The organism is Elioraea sp. (assembly GCF_022842375.1).
Lineage (GTDB): Bacteria > Pseudomonadota > Alphaproteobacteria > Acetobacterales > Acetobacteraceae > Elioraea_A.
On record NZ_JALHPR010000014.1, the window covers coordinates 36,247 to 55,242 of the forward strand.

Below are 18,996 nucleotides of genomic sequence, written 5' to 3' on the forward strand. Positions count from 1 at the left end.
GGACAGGTGAGGGTTGCGCGGGCTCCAATCCCGCGCCCGCGCCCATGCGGGCGGCGGAGGCAGGCATGAGCGGCAACGGCGAGACGCCTTCGACACAAGGACATCCAGCGCCCCAGATCGAACCGGCACGGCTGCGAATCGCCAAGTTCGAGCAGGCGATGGGCTATGGCCTGCCGATCCTGCTGCTGTTCGCGTGCCTGTTCATCGTCGCTCCCTTCATCCCTGCACTGGTTTGGTCAGCCGTCATCGTCGTGACGCTGTGGCGCCCGCTCGAATGGGTCACGGCTAAACTCGGGGGCCGTCGCGGCCTCGTGGCGACGCTGCTGGCGCTGGCGATGATCGCGCTCGTCGTGCTGCCGGCGATCTCGCTCGTCGATGCGGTGACGGACGGGCTACCGCGGCTGCGCGCCATGGCCAGTGACCTCTACGTGCGGCTGCCGCGCGAGGCGCCCGGCTTCGTCGCCGGCCTGCCGCTGGTGGGCGAGAGGATCGCCGAGACCTGGCGCCACCTCGGCGAGGATGCGAGTGCGGCGGGCGATGTCGCGGCACGGATCGCGCCCGCCGTCGGCACCTGGCTGCTTGCGAGCCTGACCGGGGTGGGGGCGACGGTGCTGCAATTCGTGCTGGTCGCGATCGCCACCGCGGTGCTCTACGCGCAGGGGCCGTCAGCGGCGGGCATGGCCGGGCGGCTTGCCGCACGTCTCGGCGGGGCTGAGGGGACGGAAGCGCTGACCGTCGCCACGCGCGCCATCCGCGGCGTCTCGGCGGGCGTGATCGGCACGGCGGCGGCCCAGGCGCTGCTCGCCGGCATCGGCTTCGCGGTGGCGGGAACGCCCGCCCCGGTGCTGCTTGCCGTTGCCGTCCTCGTGTTCGGCATCATCCAGATCGGGCCGCTGCCCGTGTGGCTTCCCGTCGTCATCTGGATCTACACCACGGGCGACACGCTGACCGCGATCCTCATGCTCGCCTGGATGGCCGGCGTGGTGCAGACGGTGGACAACTTCCTCCGCCCGATCCTGATCAGCCGCGGGGCGAAGCTGCCGCTGCTGCTCATGCTGATCGGTGTGCTCGGCGGGCTGATCGCGATGGGGCTCATCGGCATCTTCCTCGGCCCCACGCTGCTCGGCGTCGGCTACGTCATGCTGCGGCGCTGGCTCGGCCTGTCCGTCACCGGAGATACGCCGGACGGGCCCGAGGCTCAGCGCGAGAAGACGCGCTGACGATAGCCCTCGCCGGCGAGCCGCCACGCGGGATCACCGGCGACAGCACCCAGCATCAGCGGCACCTCCTCGCGGCTGTCGCTGTCGCCCTCGGTCGTGACGATGATCGCGCGGACGAAAGGGGCAAGGCGTGAGCGGATGCTGTCGGCACTGTCGCCGCGGCGGATGACGAGGACGCGCGCCTCCGCCGGCAGTTCGAGGATCAGCGCGCCGGCGATGCCAACACCGTCGTTGCCATGCGCGACCGCAATGATCGTTCCCTCGCCCAGCAGCGGTGCGGCATTGCGCGCGACGGCACGCGCGGGCTGCATCGTTCCCTGCCCGAAGCCGAGGCCGGCGATGCCGGCTGCCTGCGCGAGCAGCATGGCGGCGAGCAGCGCCCGCGCGGCGGTGGGAAAGCCCCGCTCGGCCACGGCGGCAAGGCTGCCGGCGATCAGGATGGCGATGAACGGGCTGCCGAAGGCGTAGTAGCGCAGCTCCAACGGCAGGTTGCCGAACAGCGCCCCGAGTGCCACGAGCCCGATCGCCGGTGCGACGCCCGCACCCCACACGAGCAGCCCCTCGGGCCAGGCCAACGCTGCGCCCAGCGTCGCCAGGATCGCGACCGCGAGCAGCAGCAGCAGAAGGCCGATGGCGGCCCCGATCGCCCAGGAGAAGGGCGCATCGACCTGCAGCGGCGTGCCGCCGAACACCGAGGCCGCGAGCCACTGCGCGCTGCGCATCGCCGCCCCTTCGATGCTGAAGGGCGGGAACTGTCCCGTCCGCCTGTCCTGCGCGAGGAACAGCGGCAGGTTCACCGCCTGGGCGGCGAGAAACGGCAGGGCGGACGCCACCAGATGCCACGGCCGGCGAAGCCCGACGAACAGCGCGTGCCAGGCCAGCACGGCAGCGGCACAGAACAGGGCGAGGTAGTTCGCCATGGTCGCGAGCCCGGCGAAGGCACCGACCAGCACGGCCCCAGCGAGGCCCGGCGTGGCCCGCGCGCCATCCGCACCGCGCGTCTGGGCGAGCGCGAGCAGGGCGGCGGCGAGCGTCAACACCTGCGCAAGGGCAAAGCCGCGCGCGATGATGCCGGTATAGGCGAAGGCGTAGGACAGCAGGCAGACCAGCATCGCCGCGACCGGCGGCGCACCGGCCCGCACGGCGAGGGGTGCGACGAGCGCGAGCGCGGCGAGCGTGAGCACGACCGACAGCAGCCTGGCGGCGAACAGCTCCATGCCCACGAGATCGCGCCAGAGCGAGAGCAGCCAGAAATAGAGCGGCGGGTGCACATCGGTGCCGCGGAGTGCACTCAGGATGCCGGGAAGGCTCGTGCTGCCGGCGTAGATCGCCCGCGCCTCGCCGGCCAGGAAGGGGACGGTTGGCCAGTCAGGCCGGACCGTGCCTGCCGTCAGCAGCAGGCTGTAGCCCTCGTCGTACTCGGCGGAACGCAGGAAGGCAGCGGCAGCGAGCAGCACCGCCGCCACGCCGAGCACAAGCGCGACCGCCACCAGCGAGGCAGGCCCGCGCCGCAGCACCTCCGGCACCCGCTGGACACGCCTCATGTGACCCGCCTCATGGGGGACCCGCCTCATGAGCGCCCTGATTGTGGCCTAGACTGCACGGACCCGATGTTGAGTTGGTTCCACGCACCATGACATCCTTGCCCATGCCCAACGCCCCACACACCGCGCCGACCTTCTCCATCGTCGTCCCCCTCTACAACGAGGAGGAGGTTGTCGCACAGTTCCATGGCCGCCTCGCCACGGTGATGGGCGCGCTCGGCGAGCCGTGGGAGGTCGTCTACGTCAATGACGGCTCCCGCGACAGGAGCCTTGCCATCCTCGAGGAGCTTCGTGAACGCAACGGCAACGTTGCGGTGGTGAACCTCAGCCGCAATTTCGGCAAGGAGATCGCCATGACCGCCGGGCTCGACCATGCCCGGGGTGCCGCGGTGGTGGTGACCGATGTCGACCTCCAGGACCCGCCCGAGGTGATCCCCGAGCTCGTCGCCGGCTGGCGCGAGGGGTTCGACGTCGTCTACGCCCAGCGCCGCGTGCGCGAGGGCGAGACTGCCGTGAAGCGCGCGACGGCGAGCCTGTTCTACCGGCTGATGCAGAACATCGGCGGGCGCGTGCAGATCCCGCGCAACACCGGCGATTTCCGGCTGATGAGCCGCCGCGCCGTCGATGCGCTGCTGAAGCTGCGCGAGCAGCACCGGTTCATGAAGGGGCTGTTCGCCTGGGTGGGCTTCCCCTCCAAGGCCGTGCTGTACGACCGCGCGCCGCGCGCCGCCGGCACCACCAAGTGGAACTACTGGAAGCTCTGGAACCTGGCGCTGGAGGGCATCACCTCGTTCACGGTGATGCCGCTCAAGATCGCGACCTATCTCGGCCTCGCGGTCGCGGTGTTCGCCATCCTGTTCGGCGGGCAGATCGTCGTGCGCACCCTGCTCTTCGGCAACCCGGTGCCTGGCTATCCGTCGGTCATGGCGGTGGTGCTGTTCCTGGGCGGGGTGCAGCTGATGACGCTCGGCGTGATCGGGGAGTATCTCGGCCGCGTCTTCAACGAGGTGAAGGCACGGCCTCTCTACCTGGTCGAGCGCTACCTGCCCACCGCGCCTGCCGCGGCGGAGCGCGACGCCCTCCTCGAGACCGCCCCCACGCGCTGAGTGGCGTGCCGCCGGCTGGCTGCCGTGCTGGCCGGCACAGTAACGCACGTGCCATCCGATCCATGTTCGGCGCCCATGGCGCCTGATCACGGGCGCAGGACATGCGACGTCGTCGGTACGCGGCTGGCAGACGAGACGGCGTCTAGTACGGCCTGAGCGTGTACCACCGCTGCGGGCTCTCGCCGCGGAAAGGGAAGACGGGATCGTCGGGCGTGAAGCGGAGGCTGATATTGCGCTCGATGCAGCCATCGAACGTGACGCGATCACCGGTGACAACCACGGGCTTCTCGCAACCGATGTTTCTGAGGAGGTTGCGGATCAGAACGATGAGCGCGCCGTCGCGCTCCTCGAAGGTCAGCGCAGCATTGGCGGTGACGTAGTGTGCCGCCGTATCCGGCCAGTTCATCAACCAGTCGCCGGGGCTGACCAACAGTCGCTTGACCACCTCGCCGACCTGCGTTCCGGGCGTGAGTGTTCCGGGCGAAACCTGCGCAGGTGCGGCAGAGGGGGCGGCGGCGATGGCGATGCAGAACGCGGCAGCGGCAGTCTGGATTCGTGTCACGGAAAGCCTCCTCATCAGGGCCACTGACAAGGACAGCCTGGCCCCAGGCACGCCGTCGCCGCATTGACGTAGCGCAGCCCGGCTTCAGACGAGAGCAACCGGACGGCGGCACGGATGTCAGCACCCCGCGGCACCCTGTGGGTGGGGCCGGACCAGCGCGGCGCGCCCACCGACGGTCGCGCGCACCGATCATGCCTCTCCCCTGCTGCATCCGCCATGATGCTGCCGGCCCTTCCCGCTTCGCGACTGCCTTCATCGGCAACGTGACGATGTTTTCTTGTCGTACCGATCGCACGGACGAGGTGAGCGTGCCCGGGGGAGGTGAGCGTGTCCGGCGCGCATGGAGTCGTTACGATGCCGGTAGCCGCGGCGTCACGCTGCAGGGCCCGGGGCGTCCCGCCGTGCCCTCGCCGTTCGACCGTCGGGCCGCGCGCCTCCCGCAATCGTGCTGCCGATCCGCTGCCTCGTCGGCCTCGTCCACCGCGAACTCACGCGCGGCTTTGCCGGCGGCATCTCCTGACGAGCGCGCGCAACCCTGCGTTGCCCGCGCCGATTGGGCTTGCCCTCGCAGCTCGAAGCGCCCATGTTCGGTGTCATCAGACGCTGATCGGTTCGGCCTGCTCTCCAAGCTCATGATCGAGCGCCGAGCCTGGTTTCCGTTCCCCCTCGACGCCTGATCGTCGCACGGCACCGTTGCCGTGCACTCACCATGAACGGAATACCACCATGCCTGTTGGCACAGTGAAATGGTTCAACGCAACCAAGGGCTTCGGCTTCATCCAGCCCGATGACGGCACGAAGGACGTCTTCCTGCACATCTCGGATGTCCAGCGCTCGGGCATGTCCGAGCCGCGCGAGGGCGACAAGCTCGAGTACGAGCTCGTCCGCGGCGGCCAGGGCAAGACCTCTGCCGGCAACCTCAAGCGGGCCTGAGTCCTACGCTTCCAGGGACCAGCCTGACGCTTGGAGCGGGGCCGGCAGCAATGCCGGCCCCGTTTTGCTTTCATAACGAAGGATCATATCCCATGTCGCAGCACCGCTTCGCCATCGGCCAGCGCGTCGAGCTCGGTCATGGCCGCCATGACGGCGCGGCACCGCCCGGCGTCTACACCGTCGTGCGCCAGCTTCCCAATGACAGCAGCGATCGCGAGTACCGCGTGAAGAACGCCACCGACGGCCATGAGCGCGTGGTGCGCGAGAGCCAGGTGCGCGGCGCCGCGCCGGCCGCCGACACCGAGCAGCGCCGCGTGTTCGCCCGCATGACCGGCATTCCGAAGGGCTGATCCCGCGCGGGCGCTCCCCCTGCGCGCCCGCTGCTGCCCCTTCCGCCCTCCCCCGCCGCGGCCTATGCTCGCGCGGAGTGCAGGAGGCGGTGATGAAGCGCATCCTCCGCGCCCTTTTCGAGCGCATCGCACGCGGCCAGGATACCATCCTCCGCGCCGTGTTCGCTGATGCGAGCACGTGGCAGAGCCGCCCCGGCACGCCGGCGCTGACCATCGTCTTCAGGACGGCGCGCGCCGAGCGGAATACCGTGCTGCTCGGCTATGTCGGCTTCTTCGAGGCCTGGTTCGACGCAGAGATCGACCTCGTCGGCGAGCGGCCCGCAGGGCTTCTGATGCGCCTCGCGTATGGCAGCGCGTATCGGTACGGGGCCAACCCCCTGCTCACACTCATGCGACGCCGCCTCGAGGCGCGCGACGACAACCGCGACAGGGCGCGCGCGCAGGCGAATGCGCGGCACCATTACGGGATGCCGCACGCGTTCTTCCACCTGATGCTGGGCGAGGCCTGCCTCTACGCAGAAGGGCTCTGGCACGACGCGACGACCACGCTCGCCGAGGCGCAGGCGAACCGCTGCGAGGCAATCTGCCGCAAGCTTCGCCTCGCACCGGGGCAGCGCCTTGTCGAAGTCGGCTCGGGCTGGGGCGAGATGGCGCTTCATGCCGCCGAGCATCATGGCGTCGAGGTCGTGAACTACGGCCTTGTGCCCGAGCAGAACCGCGTCATGGCCGAACGGATCGCAGCGCGCGGCCTCACGGGCCGCGTGACGATCGTCGAGAAGGATCACCGCGATCTCGCCGCCGAGCCTGGGGCGTATGACCGCTACCTCTCCGTCGGCGTCTACGAGCACGCGGGCCACACCTGCCAGAAGACATGGATCGAGGGCATCGCCACCGCGCTGAAGCCCGGCGGCATCGGCCTGATCTCGACGACGAGCTACATGGCGCAGTTCCCGACCGAGTATCTCACCATCAAGTACATCTTCCCCGGCGGCGCGGTGCCGAGCCTGCCGCGCGCGCTCGACCTGCTCGATGACGCGGGGCTGCATGTCGTGCGGCTCGAGGAACTCGGCTGGCACTACCAGCGCACGGCGGAAGCGTGGCTCGCGAATGTCGAGGCCTCGTGGGATGCCATCGTGGCGATCGACCCCGTGCGCTTCACCGAACGCTTCCGCAGGATCTGGACCTACTATCTCGAAGGCGTGATCGAGGGATTCCGCGCCGGCGGCAGCGGGCTCGACCTCCATCACATCACCTTCACCAAGGGCCGCGTGCCCTACCCGCTCGAGCCAATCCCACCGGCGGGATGAACGCGACATCCCCCTCGACGCGCGAAGCGCCCGGCGCGACGATGCCGCGAGCGAATGCGCGACGCCGCCGAGGTGCACGATGCCGGATACCGAACCAGACCTTGCCACATTCCCCCCAGCGCCTGCAGACGGCGAGGTGCGCAGCCTTGATGCGCTGATCATCGGCGCTGGCTTCGCCGGGCTCTATGCCATCCACCTGCTGCGTGACCGCCAGGGCCTCGACGTGGTGGCGCTCGAGGCCGCCAGCGGCGTCGGCGGCACCTGGTACTGGAACCGCTACCCCGGCGCGCGGTGCGATTCCGAGAGCTGGTCATACTGCTTCCAGTTCGATGACGATCTCGTGCGCGCGTGGCAGTGGTCGGAACGCTATCCGCGCCAGCCCGAGATCCTGCGCTACCTCAACCACGTCGCCGACCGGTTCGACCTTCGCCGGTCGATCCGCCTCGACACGCGCGTGACCGCGGCGCGCTTCGACGAGGCCGCGTCACGCTGGCTGGTGACGACCGAGGCGGGCGAGCGCTATGCCGCCCGCTTCCTCATCACCGCCGTCGGCTGCCTCTCCGCCGCCAACATTCCCGACATTCCCGGCCTCGAGCACTTCGGCGGCACCTGGGTTCACACCGGAAACTGGCCCGAGGCGGGGGTGGACTTCACGGGCAAGCGCGTCGGGCTCATCGGCACGGGCAGCACGGGCATCCAGGCTGCCCCGGTGATCGCGGCAGAGGCAGCCCACCTCACCGTGTTCCAGCGCACGCCCAACTATTCCGTTCCGGCACAGAACCATCCGCTCGACGAGACGTTCCGCAATCGGATCAAGGAGGCCTGGCCCTCGCTCAAGGCACGGATGCGCAGCAACACCAACGGCCACCCGTACGTGCCGGCCGATCGCGGCACGTTCGAGGTGAGCGACGAGCAGCGGCGGGCCATCTACGAACAGGCCTGGAACGCGGGCGGCCTCAGCTTCCGCGCGAGCTTCCGCGACATGATGGTGGACCGTGCGGCGAACGACGAAGCCTCGGCCTTCATCCGCGAGAAGATCCGCGGCATCGTGAAGGACCCGGCGACCGCGGCGGCTCTGACGGCATTCGACCACCCCTTCGCGACCAAGCGCCCACCGATCGACACGGAGTATTTCGAGACCTTCAACCGCGACAACGTGCGCCTCGTCGATATCCGGGCGACACCCATCACGCGCATCGTGGCCGAGGGCGTGGAGACGCGTGCGGGGGTGGTGCCGCTCGACATCATCGTGTTCGCCACCGGCTTCGACGCGATGACGGGCCCGCTGCTGAGGATCGACATCGCCGGACGCGGCGGTACGCGGCTGAAGGATGCCTGGGCGGAGGGCCCGCGCACGCATCTCGGCCTCGGCGTGCCGGGCTTTCCCAACCTGTTCACCATCACCGGCCCGGGCAGCCCCTCGGTGCTGACGAACATGCCGGTGGCGATCGAACAGCATGTCGACTGGATCGCCGGCTGCATCGCCTGGCTCCGCGCGGAGGGCCTCGCACGCATCGAGGCGACGCCGGACGCGGCCGACACCTGGGGCGCGCATGTCGCCGAGGTGGCAAACGCCACGCTCTACCCGACGGCGGCCTCCTCCTGGTATCTCGGCGCCAACGTGCCGGGCAAGCCGCGCGTGTTCATGCCCTATCTCGGGGGCCTCGGCCGCTACCGCGCGGTCTGCGACACGGTCGCGGCCGAGGGATACCGGGGCTTCACCGTGGCGCCGTAGCGACGAATGCCGCCAAGGGCCGGGCGCGCGATTGATCTGCGACAATGCCGCGGCAACGCCGTCGCCCGTAACGTGACCGATGCAGCGCGCGGAGGGCCCGGGGTTGGCTGAAACCACAGCGGACGCGACGCGACGACCCGGCCTGTTCCCACCGCTCACATGGCTACGTGGCTACCGCCCCGCATGGCTCACGGCAGACCTCGTCGCCGGCATCACGCTCGCGGCCTATGCGATCCCCGTGGCACTCGCCTACGCAACTCTGGCAGGCCTGCCGCCGCAGGTGGGCGTCTATGGCTACATGCTGGGCGGGCTCGGCTATGCATTGCTCGGCTCATCGCGGCATCTCGCCGTCGGGCCGACCTCGGCGATCTCTCTGATGGTCGGCGCCAATGTCGCCGCGATGGCAGGCGGCGACATGGCGCGCGCGGCCGAGATCGCGACGCTCGCGGGCTTTGCCGTCGCGCTGCTGTGCCTGGTCGGATGGGCGCTGCGGCTGAGCGCGCTCGTCAAGCTCATCAGCGACAGCGTGCTGGTCGGCTTCAAGGCAGGCGCGGGCATCACGATCGCGCTGACGCAGTTGCCCTCGCTGTTCGGCGTGCCCGGCGGCGGGCATACGGTGATCACGCGCGTCATCGCCCTCGCGGGACAGCTCGGCTCGGTCAGCGCACTGACGCTCGCGCTCGGCGTAGCCGCGCTCGTGCTGCTCGTGGCCGGCGCGCGGTTGCTGCCGGGCAGGCCCGTCGGGCTCGCGGTCGTGGCCCTGTCGATCCTCGTCGTCGCGCTGTTCGGGCTTGCCGCACACGGTGTGGCGGTAACCGGGACGATCCCCTCCGGTCTTCCCGCCCTCGGCCTGCCAGGCATCAGGCTTGTCGATGTCGAGGGCATTTTCCCGCTCGCGGCCGGCTGCCTGCTGCTCGCCTATATCGAGGGCGTCTCCGCGGCGCGGAGCTTCGCGGAGAAGCACGGCTACGCGCTCGATCCACGCCAGGAATTCCTCGGCATCGGCGCGGCGAACCTGTTCGCCGCGTTCGGCCATGGCTATCCCGTCGCCGGCGGGCTTTCGCAATCGGCCGTCAGCGAGCAGGCGGGGGCGAAAACACCGATCGCCCTCGTCGTCGCGTCGGCCACGCTCGCGCTGTCGTTGCTGTTCCTCACCGGGCTGCTCGCGAACCTGCCGAAGGCCGCGCTCGCGGCGATCGTGCTCACCGCCGTCGCGGGGCTGATCGACATCACCGCCCTTCGCCGGCTGTGGCGGGTGAGCAAGTCCGATTTCGCCGCCGCCATCGTCGCGCTCGTCGGCGTCCTGCTGCTCGGGATTTTGCAAGGCATCCTGCTCGCGGCACTCGCCTCGATCCTGATGCTGCTCGCCTATTCGAGCCGCCCGCACGTGGCTTTCCTCGCGCGCATGCCGGGGAGCAGCACCTTCGGCGACATCGCGCGCCATCCGGAGAACGAGCCGATCCCGGGGATGGTCGCCTTCCGGCCCGAGGCGTCGCTTCTCTACACCAACGCCGAGGTGGTGCGCGATGCCGTGCTCGCGCATATTGACGCTGCACCCGTGGGCGGCACGCGGCTCGTGGTGTGTGACCTCTCCGCCTCGCCGATGATGGACATGGCCGGCGCGGGGATGCTCAGGAAGCTGCATGAGGTGCTGGCGCGGCGCGACATCCGCTTCGCCATCGTCGAGGCGCGCGGGCGGGTGCGCGACCTGCTGCGCCGCGAGGGGCTGGCCGACCAAATGGGCGGGATCGACCGTGGCATGACGCTCCAGGCGATCGCGGCCGAGCATGCCGGCGCGCCCCCCCCGGGCTGACCCCTGCGTCGGCCCAGCATGCGTCAGCCGAAACGGCCCAGCGCGATGAGCGCGGCCACCAGCGCGCCGGCGAGCGCGGTGTAGAGCAGTGCGGCAGGCATCGTCATGCGCAGCACGCGCGCGGTGTCGCGTCCGACAAGCCCCACCGTCGCGGCGCCGGCGACGATGTTGTGCGGGCAGATGATGTTGCCGATCGCAGCCCCGACGCCCTGCGCGGCCGTCAGCGGCAGGAGCGGCAGACCGAGGGCTTCTGCCGTCGCGCGCTGGAAATCCGACAGCAGGATGTTCGAGGCGGTGGCAGAACCGGTGACGAAGGTACCGAGCACGCCCGCCCCCGGCGCCAGAAGCGGCCAGGCCGGGCCAACCAGGGCGGCGGCGCCATCGGCCAGCACGTCGACCAGCCCGGCATGGACCATCAGCCGCGCCAGCCCCAGCATGGCGAGCAGCGCCAGCAGGACAGCCGGCACCCGCCGTCCTGCCCGCCCCGCCGCGTCCGTCACGACCGCCAGCCGCTCGCCGCGCAGCATCAGCGCCAGGGCAAGCCCGAGCATCAGCAGCGTCCCGGGGTGGGAGAGCGGCTGGATGCTGCCTCCGAACCCGCCAGCCAGGGACCAGGCGACCGTCCGCTCCGCCAGCGCCTCGCGCAGCGGCGGCAGAAGCCGCGTCGCAAGGATCGCTGCGAGCAGCAGGAGATAGGGCAGCGCGGCCATGACAAGGGCGCGTCGCGAGGGCGCCGCCTGCCCCACCGCGTCACCGCGCCGGCGGACCCATGCCGCGAACACGAGCCCGCCGATCAGCGCGCCGCCCAGCGTCGGCAACTCCGGCCCGACGAGAACCGCGATCGCGACAAAGGGAAGCAGGAAGGCGGCAGCGGCAATGGCCGGGGCGACGAGCCCCGCCTTTCCCCCCGCGGCCGAGGCAAGCCGGTACACGATCAGCGCCATGGCCCAGCCGAGGACAGCGTGCAGCCCCGCCGTCATGCCGGCCAGCGCGCGGGGCGAAAGCCCGGTTGCGGCCAGTTGCGGCAGCACCGGCGTGCCGACGGCACCGAACGACACCCCGACCGCATGGCCGATGAGCGCGAGCGACACTGCCTGGACGGGCGCGAACCCCACGGCGACCAGCAGCGGCGCTGCAAGTGCTACCGGCGTGCCGAACCCAGCGGCGCCCTCGACGAACAGCGCGAAGAACCAGGCGATCAGCAGCGCGGCCACGCGTGGATCATCGGACAGACGGGCGAGTGCGCGCCGAAGCGTCTCCGTCGCCCCGGAGCCCATCTGCACTTCATGCAACAACAGCGCCGGAAGCACGATCCAGAGGATGGTGAGCGCGGTGAAGCTTGCCTCGGCACCGATGCCGATGAGCGCCGGAACGAGGCCGCCCGCCTCCACCGGGCCACGCCAGCCGAAGCCCAGGATCGCAACCGGCACCGCGATCGCAAGTCCGACAAGCCCCGCAGGCCCGGCGGCCCACCGCGCGCCAAGCATCAGCGCCAGGATGGCGGCGATCGGGAGGAATGCGCCGAGCGCCGCCATCTCAGCGGCCGCGCCGCGCCCGCGCGGCTGCGCCGGAGCGCTTGCAAACGGCTGCGGTGCCCCATAGAGACATGATCGGAAGCCCGGTTAGCACAGTGGTAGTGCAGCGGTTTTGTAAACCGAAGGTCGGGGGTTCAAATCCCTCACCGGGCACCAGTTCCCGTCATGCTCCCGGCTTCTGCACCGTCTGGTCGGCCCAGCCGAACACGGTGCGCCGCTCGATCTCGGCCACGTCGGCCGGCCGGGGGAACGGCGCGGGTGCCGGCTCACCCGCCTCGCGCGGGCGTCCGATCGCGGCGAAGAACCGCTCGAGCCCCGATGGCATCAGGAACCAGACGAAGGTGAACGGCACATCGCCCGCGTTGATGAAGGCGTGCCGACGCCCCTTGCCGAGGAACACCGTGGTGCCGGGAACGGCGGGGTGGGCAACGCCATCGAGCATCACCGTCGCCTCACCCGCGATGAAGTGGATGATCTCCTCATGCCGGTCATGCGTGTGTTCGCGCACGTGGCAACCGACATCCACCGTCTGCCGCCCCATCGCGAACGGCGTGTCGGACGTGACGGTCGAAGGGTCGAGCAGGCATTCGACATAGCCGTTCGCCGGCACCGGCTGCCAGAAGCCCGGTGCCTCGCCTGGCTGGACAATGCGCGCCATGCCTTCGGTCACGGGCGCGTCCATCACGCGTTCTCCCTGAGCACGCGGCCGTGCACCGTCACGGCATCGGCCACGGCGGCGGCGAAGGCGGCATCGTCAGCCGCGTTCTGCGGCAGCGACAGCGAGACGTAGCCGCGGCGGGCGATGTAGATGCCGCGCGCGAGCAGTGCGAGATGGAGCAGCGCGCGCGAGGCTTTCGCATCCGGAACGTCCTCGGGCCGCACGATCGGCCGGTCGGTCGGGTGGAGCCCGAGCATGGAGCCGAAGCCGGTCATCCGCACCGGCGCGTCGGCTGCCTCGGCCGCCTGGTTCACCGCTGCCTTCAGCGCCTCGCCGCGCGCCGTCAACGCCTCGGCTGCCGCGGGCGTGAACAGATGCGTCAGCCCCGCAAGCCCAGCGGCCATGGAGGTGACGTTGTTGTTGAACGTGCCGGCATGGGAGAGTGCGTCGGGGCGGTAAGGGTCGTAGCGGCCCATCAGGTGGTCAGCCCCGCCGAACGCACCGAAGCTGAAGCCGCCGCCGAGATACTTGCCGAAGGTGGTCAGGTCGGGGCGGATGCCAAGCCGCCCCTGCATGCCGCCCGGGCCGAGGCGGCTCGTCATCACCTCGTCGAGGATGAGCACGATGCCGTGCCGCGCGGTGATCTCGCGCAGTGCCCTCAGGAAGTCGCCATCCGCCGGCAGCGACCCGCCAGAGCCCATCACCGGCTCGACGATCACGGCAGCGAACGCCGCCGGGTCAGGCGCGAGCGCCGCCTCGACGGAGGCGATGTCGTTGTAGCGGGCAAGGGCCAGGTCGAACGGCACGTTCGTCGCCATGCCCGGCTTGAACACGAGAACGCCACCGTGATAGCCGCCGGCAAAGCCGAGGATGCGTGAGCGCCCCGTCGCCGCGCGGGCGGTGACGAGCGCCATCAGGTTCGCCTCCGTGCCGCTGTTGGTGAAGCGGATGCGCTCGACCGAGGGGAAACGCTCGGCGATCGCCGCGGCCAGGCGCGCCTCGTACATGTTCGGACCGCCGAGCACGATGCCGTCGGAGATCGCCGCGCGCGCCGCCGCGAGGATCGGCCCGGGCGAATGGCCGTACAGGCCGGCGGAGTATTCGCCGAGATAGTCGCGATAGGTGTGCCCGTCGAGGTCGGTCAGGGTCGCTCCCACTCCCTTGGCGAAGGCCAGCGGAAAGGGCGTGTAGTGCAGCACCGTCCGCGTGTTGCCGCCGGGCATGACGGCGGCGGCCGCCGTCGCGCGCGCGCGGGAGGCAGGGTTGGCGGCGGAAAAGCCCCGCTCCTCCTCGGCCAGCGCGTCCTCGATCGTCCAGTTCGCCGCGAGCGTGGTCATCAGCGCCTCCAGGGGCTTTCGTACCGTTAATGGATCATGCCACGTCCCGCCGTATGGTGAAGGGCGCGAAACACCGTTTCGTGCGAAAGCCCGCCAGGCTCTTTATGCTGCGCGCGCCGGTGCCACTTGGCAGCCACATGAGCGGGATGATTGGGTTAGGTTAGCATCGTTGACCTAAACGCGACCACGAGGCTGGGAGGTCGTTCGCCGATGGATGCAACGTCAGGCAGGCATACGGTCACGCTCGAGAGCCGGTTCGTCGAGCTCGACGCGCCCATCCTCATGACAGGCACGCAGGCGATCGTGCGGCTGCTGCTCGAACAGGCGCGGCGCGACCGTGCCGCCGGGCTCGACACCGCCGGCCTCGTCTCCGGCTATCGCGGCTCCCCCCTCGGCGGGGTCGACCAGGAGCTGTGGCGGCGGCGGAAGCTGCTCGACGCCCACCGCATCCGGTTCGAGCCCGGGCTGAACGAGGACCTCGCCGCGACCATGCTCTGGGGCACGCAGCAGGCGGCCGCCTTCCCAGGTGCGAAGCACCAGGGCGTGTTCGGCCTCTGGTACGGCAAGGGGCCTGGCGTCGATCGCTCCGCCGATGCGCTGCGGCACGTCAACACCTTCGGCACCGCCAGGCATGGCGGCGTCGTCGCCTTCGCCGGTGACGATCACGCCGCGCAATCCTCCGTCCTGCCGCACCAGACCGACATGGTGTTCGAGGCCGTGATGATCCCCGTCTTCCAGCCGGCCGGGGTGGACGAGATCGTTCCCCTCGGCCTCGCCGCCTATGCGATGAGCCGCTTCTCCGGCCTCTGGGTCGCGATGAAGACGATCGCCGAGACGGTGGAGGGTGCGGCGACCTTCGTTCTGCCTGAGGATCATTCGTTCTTCGCACCAGACATCGCGCTGCCGCCACACGGGCTGAACGCCGATCCGCGCCTGCAATGGCCGGCACAGCGGGCGGAGCTCGAACGCCGCGTGCTGGAGGAGCGGCTGCCCGCCGCCCGCGCCTGGGCGCGCGCCAATAACCTTGACCGCCTGGTGTTCGGCCGCGCGGATGCCCGCATCGGCATCGTCACCGCCGGCAAGGCGCATCTCGATGTGCTGCGCGCGCTCGACGATCTCGGGCTCACGCCAGCGCGCGCGGCGGAAGCCGGCATCGCGCTCTACAAGGTCGCGATGTCATGGCCGCTGGAGACCGACGGCATCGGCCGCTTCGCCGCAGGCAAGCGTGCGCTGATCGTGATCGAGGAGAAGCGCAGCATCGTCGAACGCCAGTTGCGCGAGGCGCTCTACAACCTTCCTGCCGATGCGCGCCCAGCCATTGCCGGCAAGGCGGGGCTCGACGGTGCGCCGCTGCTGCCCGAGGCGGGTGAACTCGATCCGACGATCGTCGCGGGTGCGCTCGCAAAGCTGCTCGGGGTGCTCGGCGTTGCCGTCACCGCCCCCGCACCGCACGTGCCGGCGCTGGCCGATGCGCTGAAGCGCGCCCCGTTCTTCTGCGCCGGCTGCCCGCACAACAGCTCGACCGTCGTGCCCGAGGGCAGCATCGCGATGGGCGGCATCGGCTGTCACACCCTGGCGCTCGGCGAGGTCGGCCGCGCGCGCACCGTCACGCAGATGGGTGCCGAGGGTGCCACCTGGGTCGGCCTCGCGCCGTTCACGGAGCTGCCGCATCTCTTCGTGAACATGGGCGACGGCACCTACCAGCATTCAGGCCTTCTTGCGATCCGCCAGGCCGTGGCAGCCGGCACGCGGATGACCTACAAGATCCTCTACAACAGCGCGGTCGCGATGACCGGCGGCCAGCCCGTCGATGGCGGGCCGACGGTGGCACAGGTTGCCCACCAGCTCGCCGCCGAGGGCGTGCGGCGGATCGCGGTCGTCGCCGATGATGCCGCACGCCTTCCCGCCGCGCGCGCCCTTCCCCCAGGTGTTGAGCGGCACACGCGCGAGAAGCTCGACGCCGTGCAGCGATCGTTCCGAGAGCATGACGGCGTTTCGGCGATCATCTACGACCAGATCTGCGCGACCGAGAAGCGCCGCAAGCGCAAGCGCGGCGCGATGGCCACGCCGGTCACCACGGTGCTGATCAACCCGCGCGTCTGCGAGAATTGCGGCGATTGCACCGTGCAGTCGAACTGCGTGGCGATCGAGCCCGTGGAGACGCCCTTCGGTCGCAAGCGCCGCGTTTCCCCTTCCGCCTGCAACACCGATCTCTCGTGCCTCAAGGGGTTCTGCCCCTCCTTCGTGACGGTCGAGGGCGCACGCCGGCACGTGCCCGCCCCGCACCTCGCCGAACTCGAGGCCTCGCTTGCCGACCGCGTTCCGGCACCGCATGTGCCTGCGCTCGACAGGCCGTGGCGCGCGCTGTTCGCCGGCGTCGGCGGCGGCGGCATCGTCACCACGGGTGCCGTCGTTGCGATGGCAGCGCATATCGAGGGGCGTTCGGTGCGCACGCTCGACTTCACCGGGCTTGCGCAGAAGAACGGCGCGGTCGTGGCCCACGTGCAGATCGCGCCCGATGACACGATGCTCGACGTTGCCCGCGTGCCGGTTGGCCGCGCCGACCTGCTGCTTGCCGGCGACCTTGCGGTCGCTGCGGGGCGCGACGTGATCAGCCGCGTTTCGCGCAACGGTGCCGTCGTCGGCAATGCGGCCCTTCCCGCCGTTGCTGCCTTCGTGCGTGACCCCGACGTCACGCTCGATGCCAGCGGCCACCGCACGGCCCTTGCCGCCGCCGCGACCGAAGCCGCGTGGATCGAGGCAGCACAGGTGGCCGAGGCGCTGTTCGGCGATGCGATGGCAATGAACACGCTGCTGCTGGGTGCGGCCTGGCAGCGCGGGCTCGTCCCCGTCGGCGAAGCAGCACTCACCGAGGCGATCGCGCTCAACGGCACTGCGGTGGCCGTCAACCACCGCGCCTTTCTCTGGGGCCGTGCACTCGCCGCCGACCCCACCCTCGCCGATGCCGTGCTGTCGCGCACGACGACGCCCGCCACGCTCGATCCCTTCGTCGAGGATCGCTGCGCGGAACTCACCCGCTACCAGAACGATCGTCTCTCGCAACGCTATCGCGCGCTCGTGGGCCGTGCGGCGTCAGCCGAAGCCACCGCCCTCGGCGCTGCGGGGCCGTTCGCGCGGGCGGTCGCTGAGGGCTATTTCCACGTGCTTGCGGTCAAGGACGAGTACGAGGTCGCGCGCCTGCACACCGACCCTGATTTCCTGGCGGACCTTGCGGCGACCACCGAGGGCGGGTCGCCGAGGTTCCACCTTTCCCCGCCACTGCCCTGGCTCGGCACCGAGCCCGCCACGGGCCGCCGCCGCAAGATCGCGCTGCCCGGCTGGCTGATGCTGCCGATGTTCCGCCTGCTCGCGCGCGGCAAGGTGCTGCGCGGCACCGCGCTCGACCTCTTCGCACGGCAGGATGACCGCAGGCTGGAACGCGAGATGATCGCCCGCTACGAGGCCGACATGGAGCAGGCGATCGCGTCCCTCTCACCCGCCACGCGCGACGCGGCAACAGCGCTGGCTCGGCACCCGTTCTCGGTGCGCGGCTTCGGCCCGGTGAAGCAGGCGAGCCACGCGAAGGCCGAACCCGCCCGCCGCGCGCTTCTCGATCGCCTTGCCGCGCCGCACCAGGCGCTGGCCGCTGAGTGAAGGAACACCGCATGTCATCCCCCATCGTCATCCTTGGTGCCGCGCGCACCCCGATCGGCGGCCTGCTCGGCGAGCTTTCGCCGCTCGCGGCACCGAAACTCGGCGGGCACGCGATCGCCGCCGCCCTCTCCCGCGCCCGTGTGCAGGCCGACCAGGTGACGGGTGTCACGATGGGCAACGTCCTCTCCGCCGGCATCGGCCAGGCGCCGGCACGCCAGGCTGCCTTCGCCGCCGGCCTCGGTGAGGCGGTTCCCTGCACCACGCTGAACAAGATGTGCGGCAGCGGCATGCAGGCGGTGATGAACGCTGCCCAAGCGCTTGCGGCGGGCGACGACGGCATCCTCGTCGCCGGCGGGATGGAGAGCATGAGCAACGCGCCCTACCTGCTGCCGAAAGCGCGCGGCGGCATGAAGTTCGGCCACGGCCAGGTGCTCGACCACATGGCGCTCGACGGGCTCGAGGACGCGTATGCCCCCGGCCGGCTGATGGGCACCTTCGCCGAGGACACCGCCGCCTCCCTCGGCATCTCGCGGGCCGACCAGGACGCATTCGCGACACGCAGCCTCGAGCGCGCTCTCGCAGCAGGCGGCAACGGCGCGCTGGCCGACGAGATCGCGCCGATCTCCGTCCCCGGCCGCAAGGGCGACATCCTCGTTTCGCTCGACGAACAGCCGCGCCGGGCCGATCCGGCCAAGATCCCGACGCTGCGCGCCGCCTTCCGCGACGGCGGCACGGTGACGGCGGCAAACTCCTCCTCGATCAGCGATGGCGCGGCCGCCCTCGTTCTCGCGCGCGAGGAGGATGCGGAGGCGCGCGGCCTTCGCCCGCTCGCACGCATCATCGCCATGGCAACCCACGCCCAGGCGCCTGCCTGGTTCACCACCGCGCCGGTCGAGGCGATCCGCAAGGTGCTCGACCGCGCTGGCTGGACGATCGACGATGTCGACCTGTTCGAGATCAACGAGGCCTTCGCGGTGGTGGTGCTTGCGGCGGAACGCGCGCTCGGCCTCCCTCCCGAGAAGGTGAACATCCGCGGTGGGGCCTGCGCCGTGGGCCACCCGATCGGCGCCTCGGGGGCGCGCATCCTCGTCACGCTGCTCGCCGCCCTCCGGCGCGAGGGGCTGAAGCGCGGGGTTGCGGCTGTCTGCATCGGCGGGGGAGAAGCGACGGCGGTGGCCGTCGAACTGCTCTAGACTGCAACTCGGTTCCGGGAAACAACAACGGAAAAGGGACGGAGACGAC

General features: G+C 70.5%; 14 protein-coding genes and 1 tRNA gene. 10 read left to right on the top strand and 5 right to left on the bottom strand.

Annotation, left to right across the window (positions count from 1 at the left end):
* The first annotated feature begins 65 nt into the window (after positions 1–65).
* On the top strand, positions 66–1,220 hold the full coding sequence (locus tag Q0C38_RS13130) for an AI-2E family transporter (protein ID WP_291297553.1): 1,155 nt from the start codon (positions 66–68) through the stop codon (positions 1,218–1,220).
* Here the strand turns inward: Q0C38_RS13130 and Q0C38_RS13135 are convergent.
* Positions 1,199–2,764: a glycosyltransferase family 39 protein gene (locus Q0C38_RS13135; RefSeq protein WP_291297554.1), complete on the bottom strand. Its 1,566-nt coding sequence runs from the start codon at positions 2,762–2,764 to the stop codon at positions 1,199–1,201. The genes Q0C38_RS13130 and Q0C38_RS13135 overlap by 22 nt on opposite strands.
* Positions 2,765–2,868: 104 nt before the next feature.
* Between Q0C38_RS13135 and Q0C38_RS13140 the strand changes: the two genes are divergently transcribed.
* Positions 2,869–3,870 (top strand): glycosyltransferase family 2 protein, encoded by a 1,002-nt coding sequence (locus Q0C38_RS13140; RefSeq protein ID WP_291297555.1) that lies wholly within the window; start codon positions 2,869–2,871, stop codon positions 3,868–3,870.
* A 142-nt stretch (positions 3,871–4,012) separates the two neighbouring features.
* Here Q0C38_RS13140 and Q0C38_RS13145 read toward each other — a convergent pair whose 3' ends face one another.
* On the bottom strand, positions 4,013–4,432 hold the full coding sequence (locus Q0C38_RS13145) for a hypothetical protein (protein WP_291297556.1): 420 nt from the start codon (positions 4,430–4,432) through the stop codon (positions 4,013–4,015).
* Positions 4,433–5,158: 726 nt separating this feature from the next.
* Here Q0C38_RS13145 and Q0C38_RS13150 point away from each other — a divergent pair.
* From Q0C38_RS13150 to Q0C38_RS13170, 5 genes are all read left to right on the top strand, one after another.
* Positions 5,159–5,365, top strand: a complete 207-nt coding sequence (locus Q0C38_RS13150; RefSeq protein WP_291297557.1) for a cold-shock protein — start codon at positions 5,159–5,161, stop codon at positions 5,363–5,365.
* 92 nt (positions 5,366–5,457) lie between these two features.
* On the top strand, positions 5,458–5,715 hold the full coding sequence (locus Q0C38_RS13155; protein WP_291297558.1) for a hypothetical protein: 258 nt from the start codon (positions 5,458–5,460) through the stop codon (positions 5,713–5,715).
* A gap of 92 nt (positions 5,716–5,807) precedes the next feature.
* The gene (locus tag Q0C38_RS13160) at positions 5,808–7,022 is read left to right on the top strand and encodes a cyclopropane-fatty-acyl-phospholipid synthase family protein (RefSeq protein ID WP_291297559.1); all 1,215 of its coding nucleotides are present in this window, start codon (positions 5,808–5,810) and stop codon (positions 7,020–7,022) included.
* A gap of 136 nt (positions 7,023–7,158) precedes the next feature.
* Positions 7,159–8,757 carry an NAD(P)/FAD-dependent oxidoreductase gene (locus Q0C38_RS13165; RefSeq protein WP_291297560.1) on the top strand — a complete coding sequence of 533 codons (1,599 nt, stop codon included), beginning with the start codon at positions 7,159–7,161 and terminating at the stop codon, positions 8,755–8,757.
* Positions 8,758–8,836: 79 nt separating this feature from the next.
* Positions 8,837–10,570 (top strand): SulP family inorganic anion transporter, encoded by a 1,734-nt coding sequence (locus tag Q0C38_RS13170; protein WP_291297561.1) that lies wholly within the window; start codon positions 8,837–8,839, stop codon positions 10,568–10,570.
* A 23-nt stretch (positions 10,571–10,593) separates the two neighbouring features.
* On the opposite strand, the gene Q0C38_RS13175 is transcribed toward Q0C38_RS13170, so the two are convergent.
* On the bottom strand, positions 10,594–12,105 hold the full coding sequence (locus Q0C38_RS13175; RefSeq protein WP_291297562.1) for an L-lactate permease: 1,512 nt from the start codon (positions 12,103–12,105) through the stop codon (positions 10,594–10,596).
* 81 nt (positions 12,106–12,186) lie between these two features.
* Here Q0C38_RS13175 and Q0C38_RS13180 point away from each other — a divergent pair.
* A tRNA-Thr gene (locus Q0C38_RS13180) sits at positions 12,187–12,261 on the top strand.
* A gap of 7 nt (positions 12,262–12,268) precedes the next feature.
* Here Q0C38_RS13180 and Q0C38_RS13185 read toward each other — a convergent pair.
* Positions 12,269–12,787, bottom strand: coding sequence for a cupin domain-containing protein (locus tag Q0C38_RS13185; RefSeq protein ID WP_291297563.1), 519 nt, complete (start codon positions 12,785–12,787; stop codon positions 12,269–12,271).
* On the bottom strand, positions 12,787–14,100 hold the full coding sequence (locus Q0C38_RS13190) for an aminotransferase class III-fold pyridoxal phosphate-dependent enzyme (RefSeq protein ID WP_291297564.1): 1,314 nt from the start codon (positions 14,098–14,100) through the stop codon (positions 12,787–12,789). Before Q0C38_RS13190 ends, Q0C38_RS13185 begins: the two co-directional genes overlap by 1 nt.
* Before the next feature lie 210 nt (positions 14,101–14,310).
* Between Q0C38_RS13190 and Q0C38_RS13195 the strand changes: the two genes are divergently transcribed.
* Positions 14,311–17,754 carry an indolepyruvate ferredoxin oxidoreductase family protein gene (locus Q0C38_RS13195; protein ID WP_291297565.1) on the top strand — a complete coding sequence of 1,148 codons (3,444 nt, stop codon included), beginning with the start codon at positions 14,311–14,313 and terminating at the stop codon, positions 17,752–17,754.
* An 11-nt stretch (positions 17,755–17,765) separates the two neighbouring features.
* Entirely contained in the window at positions 17,766–18,947 is a 1,182-nt protein-coding gene (locus tag Q0C38_RS13200; protein WP_291297566.1) for an acetyl-CoA C-acyltransferase, read from the top strand.
* Positions 18,948–18,996: the final 49 nt, after the last annotated feature.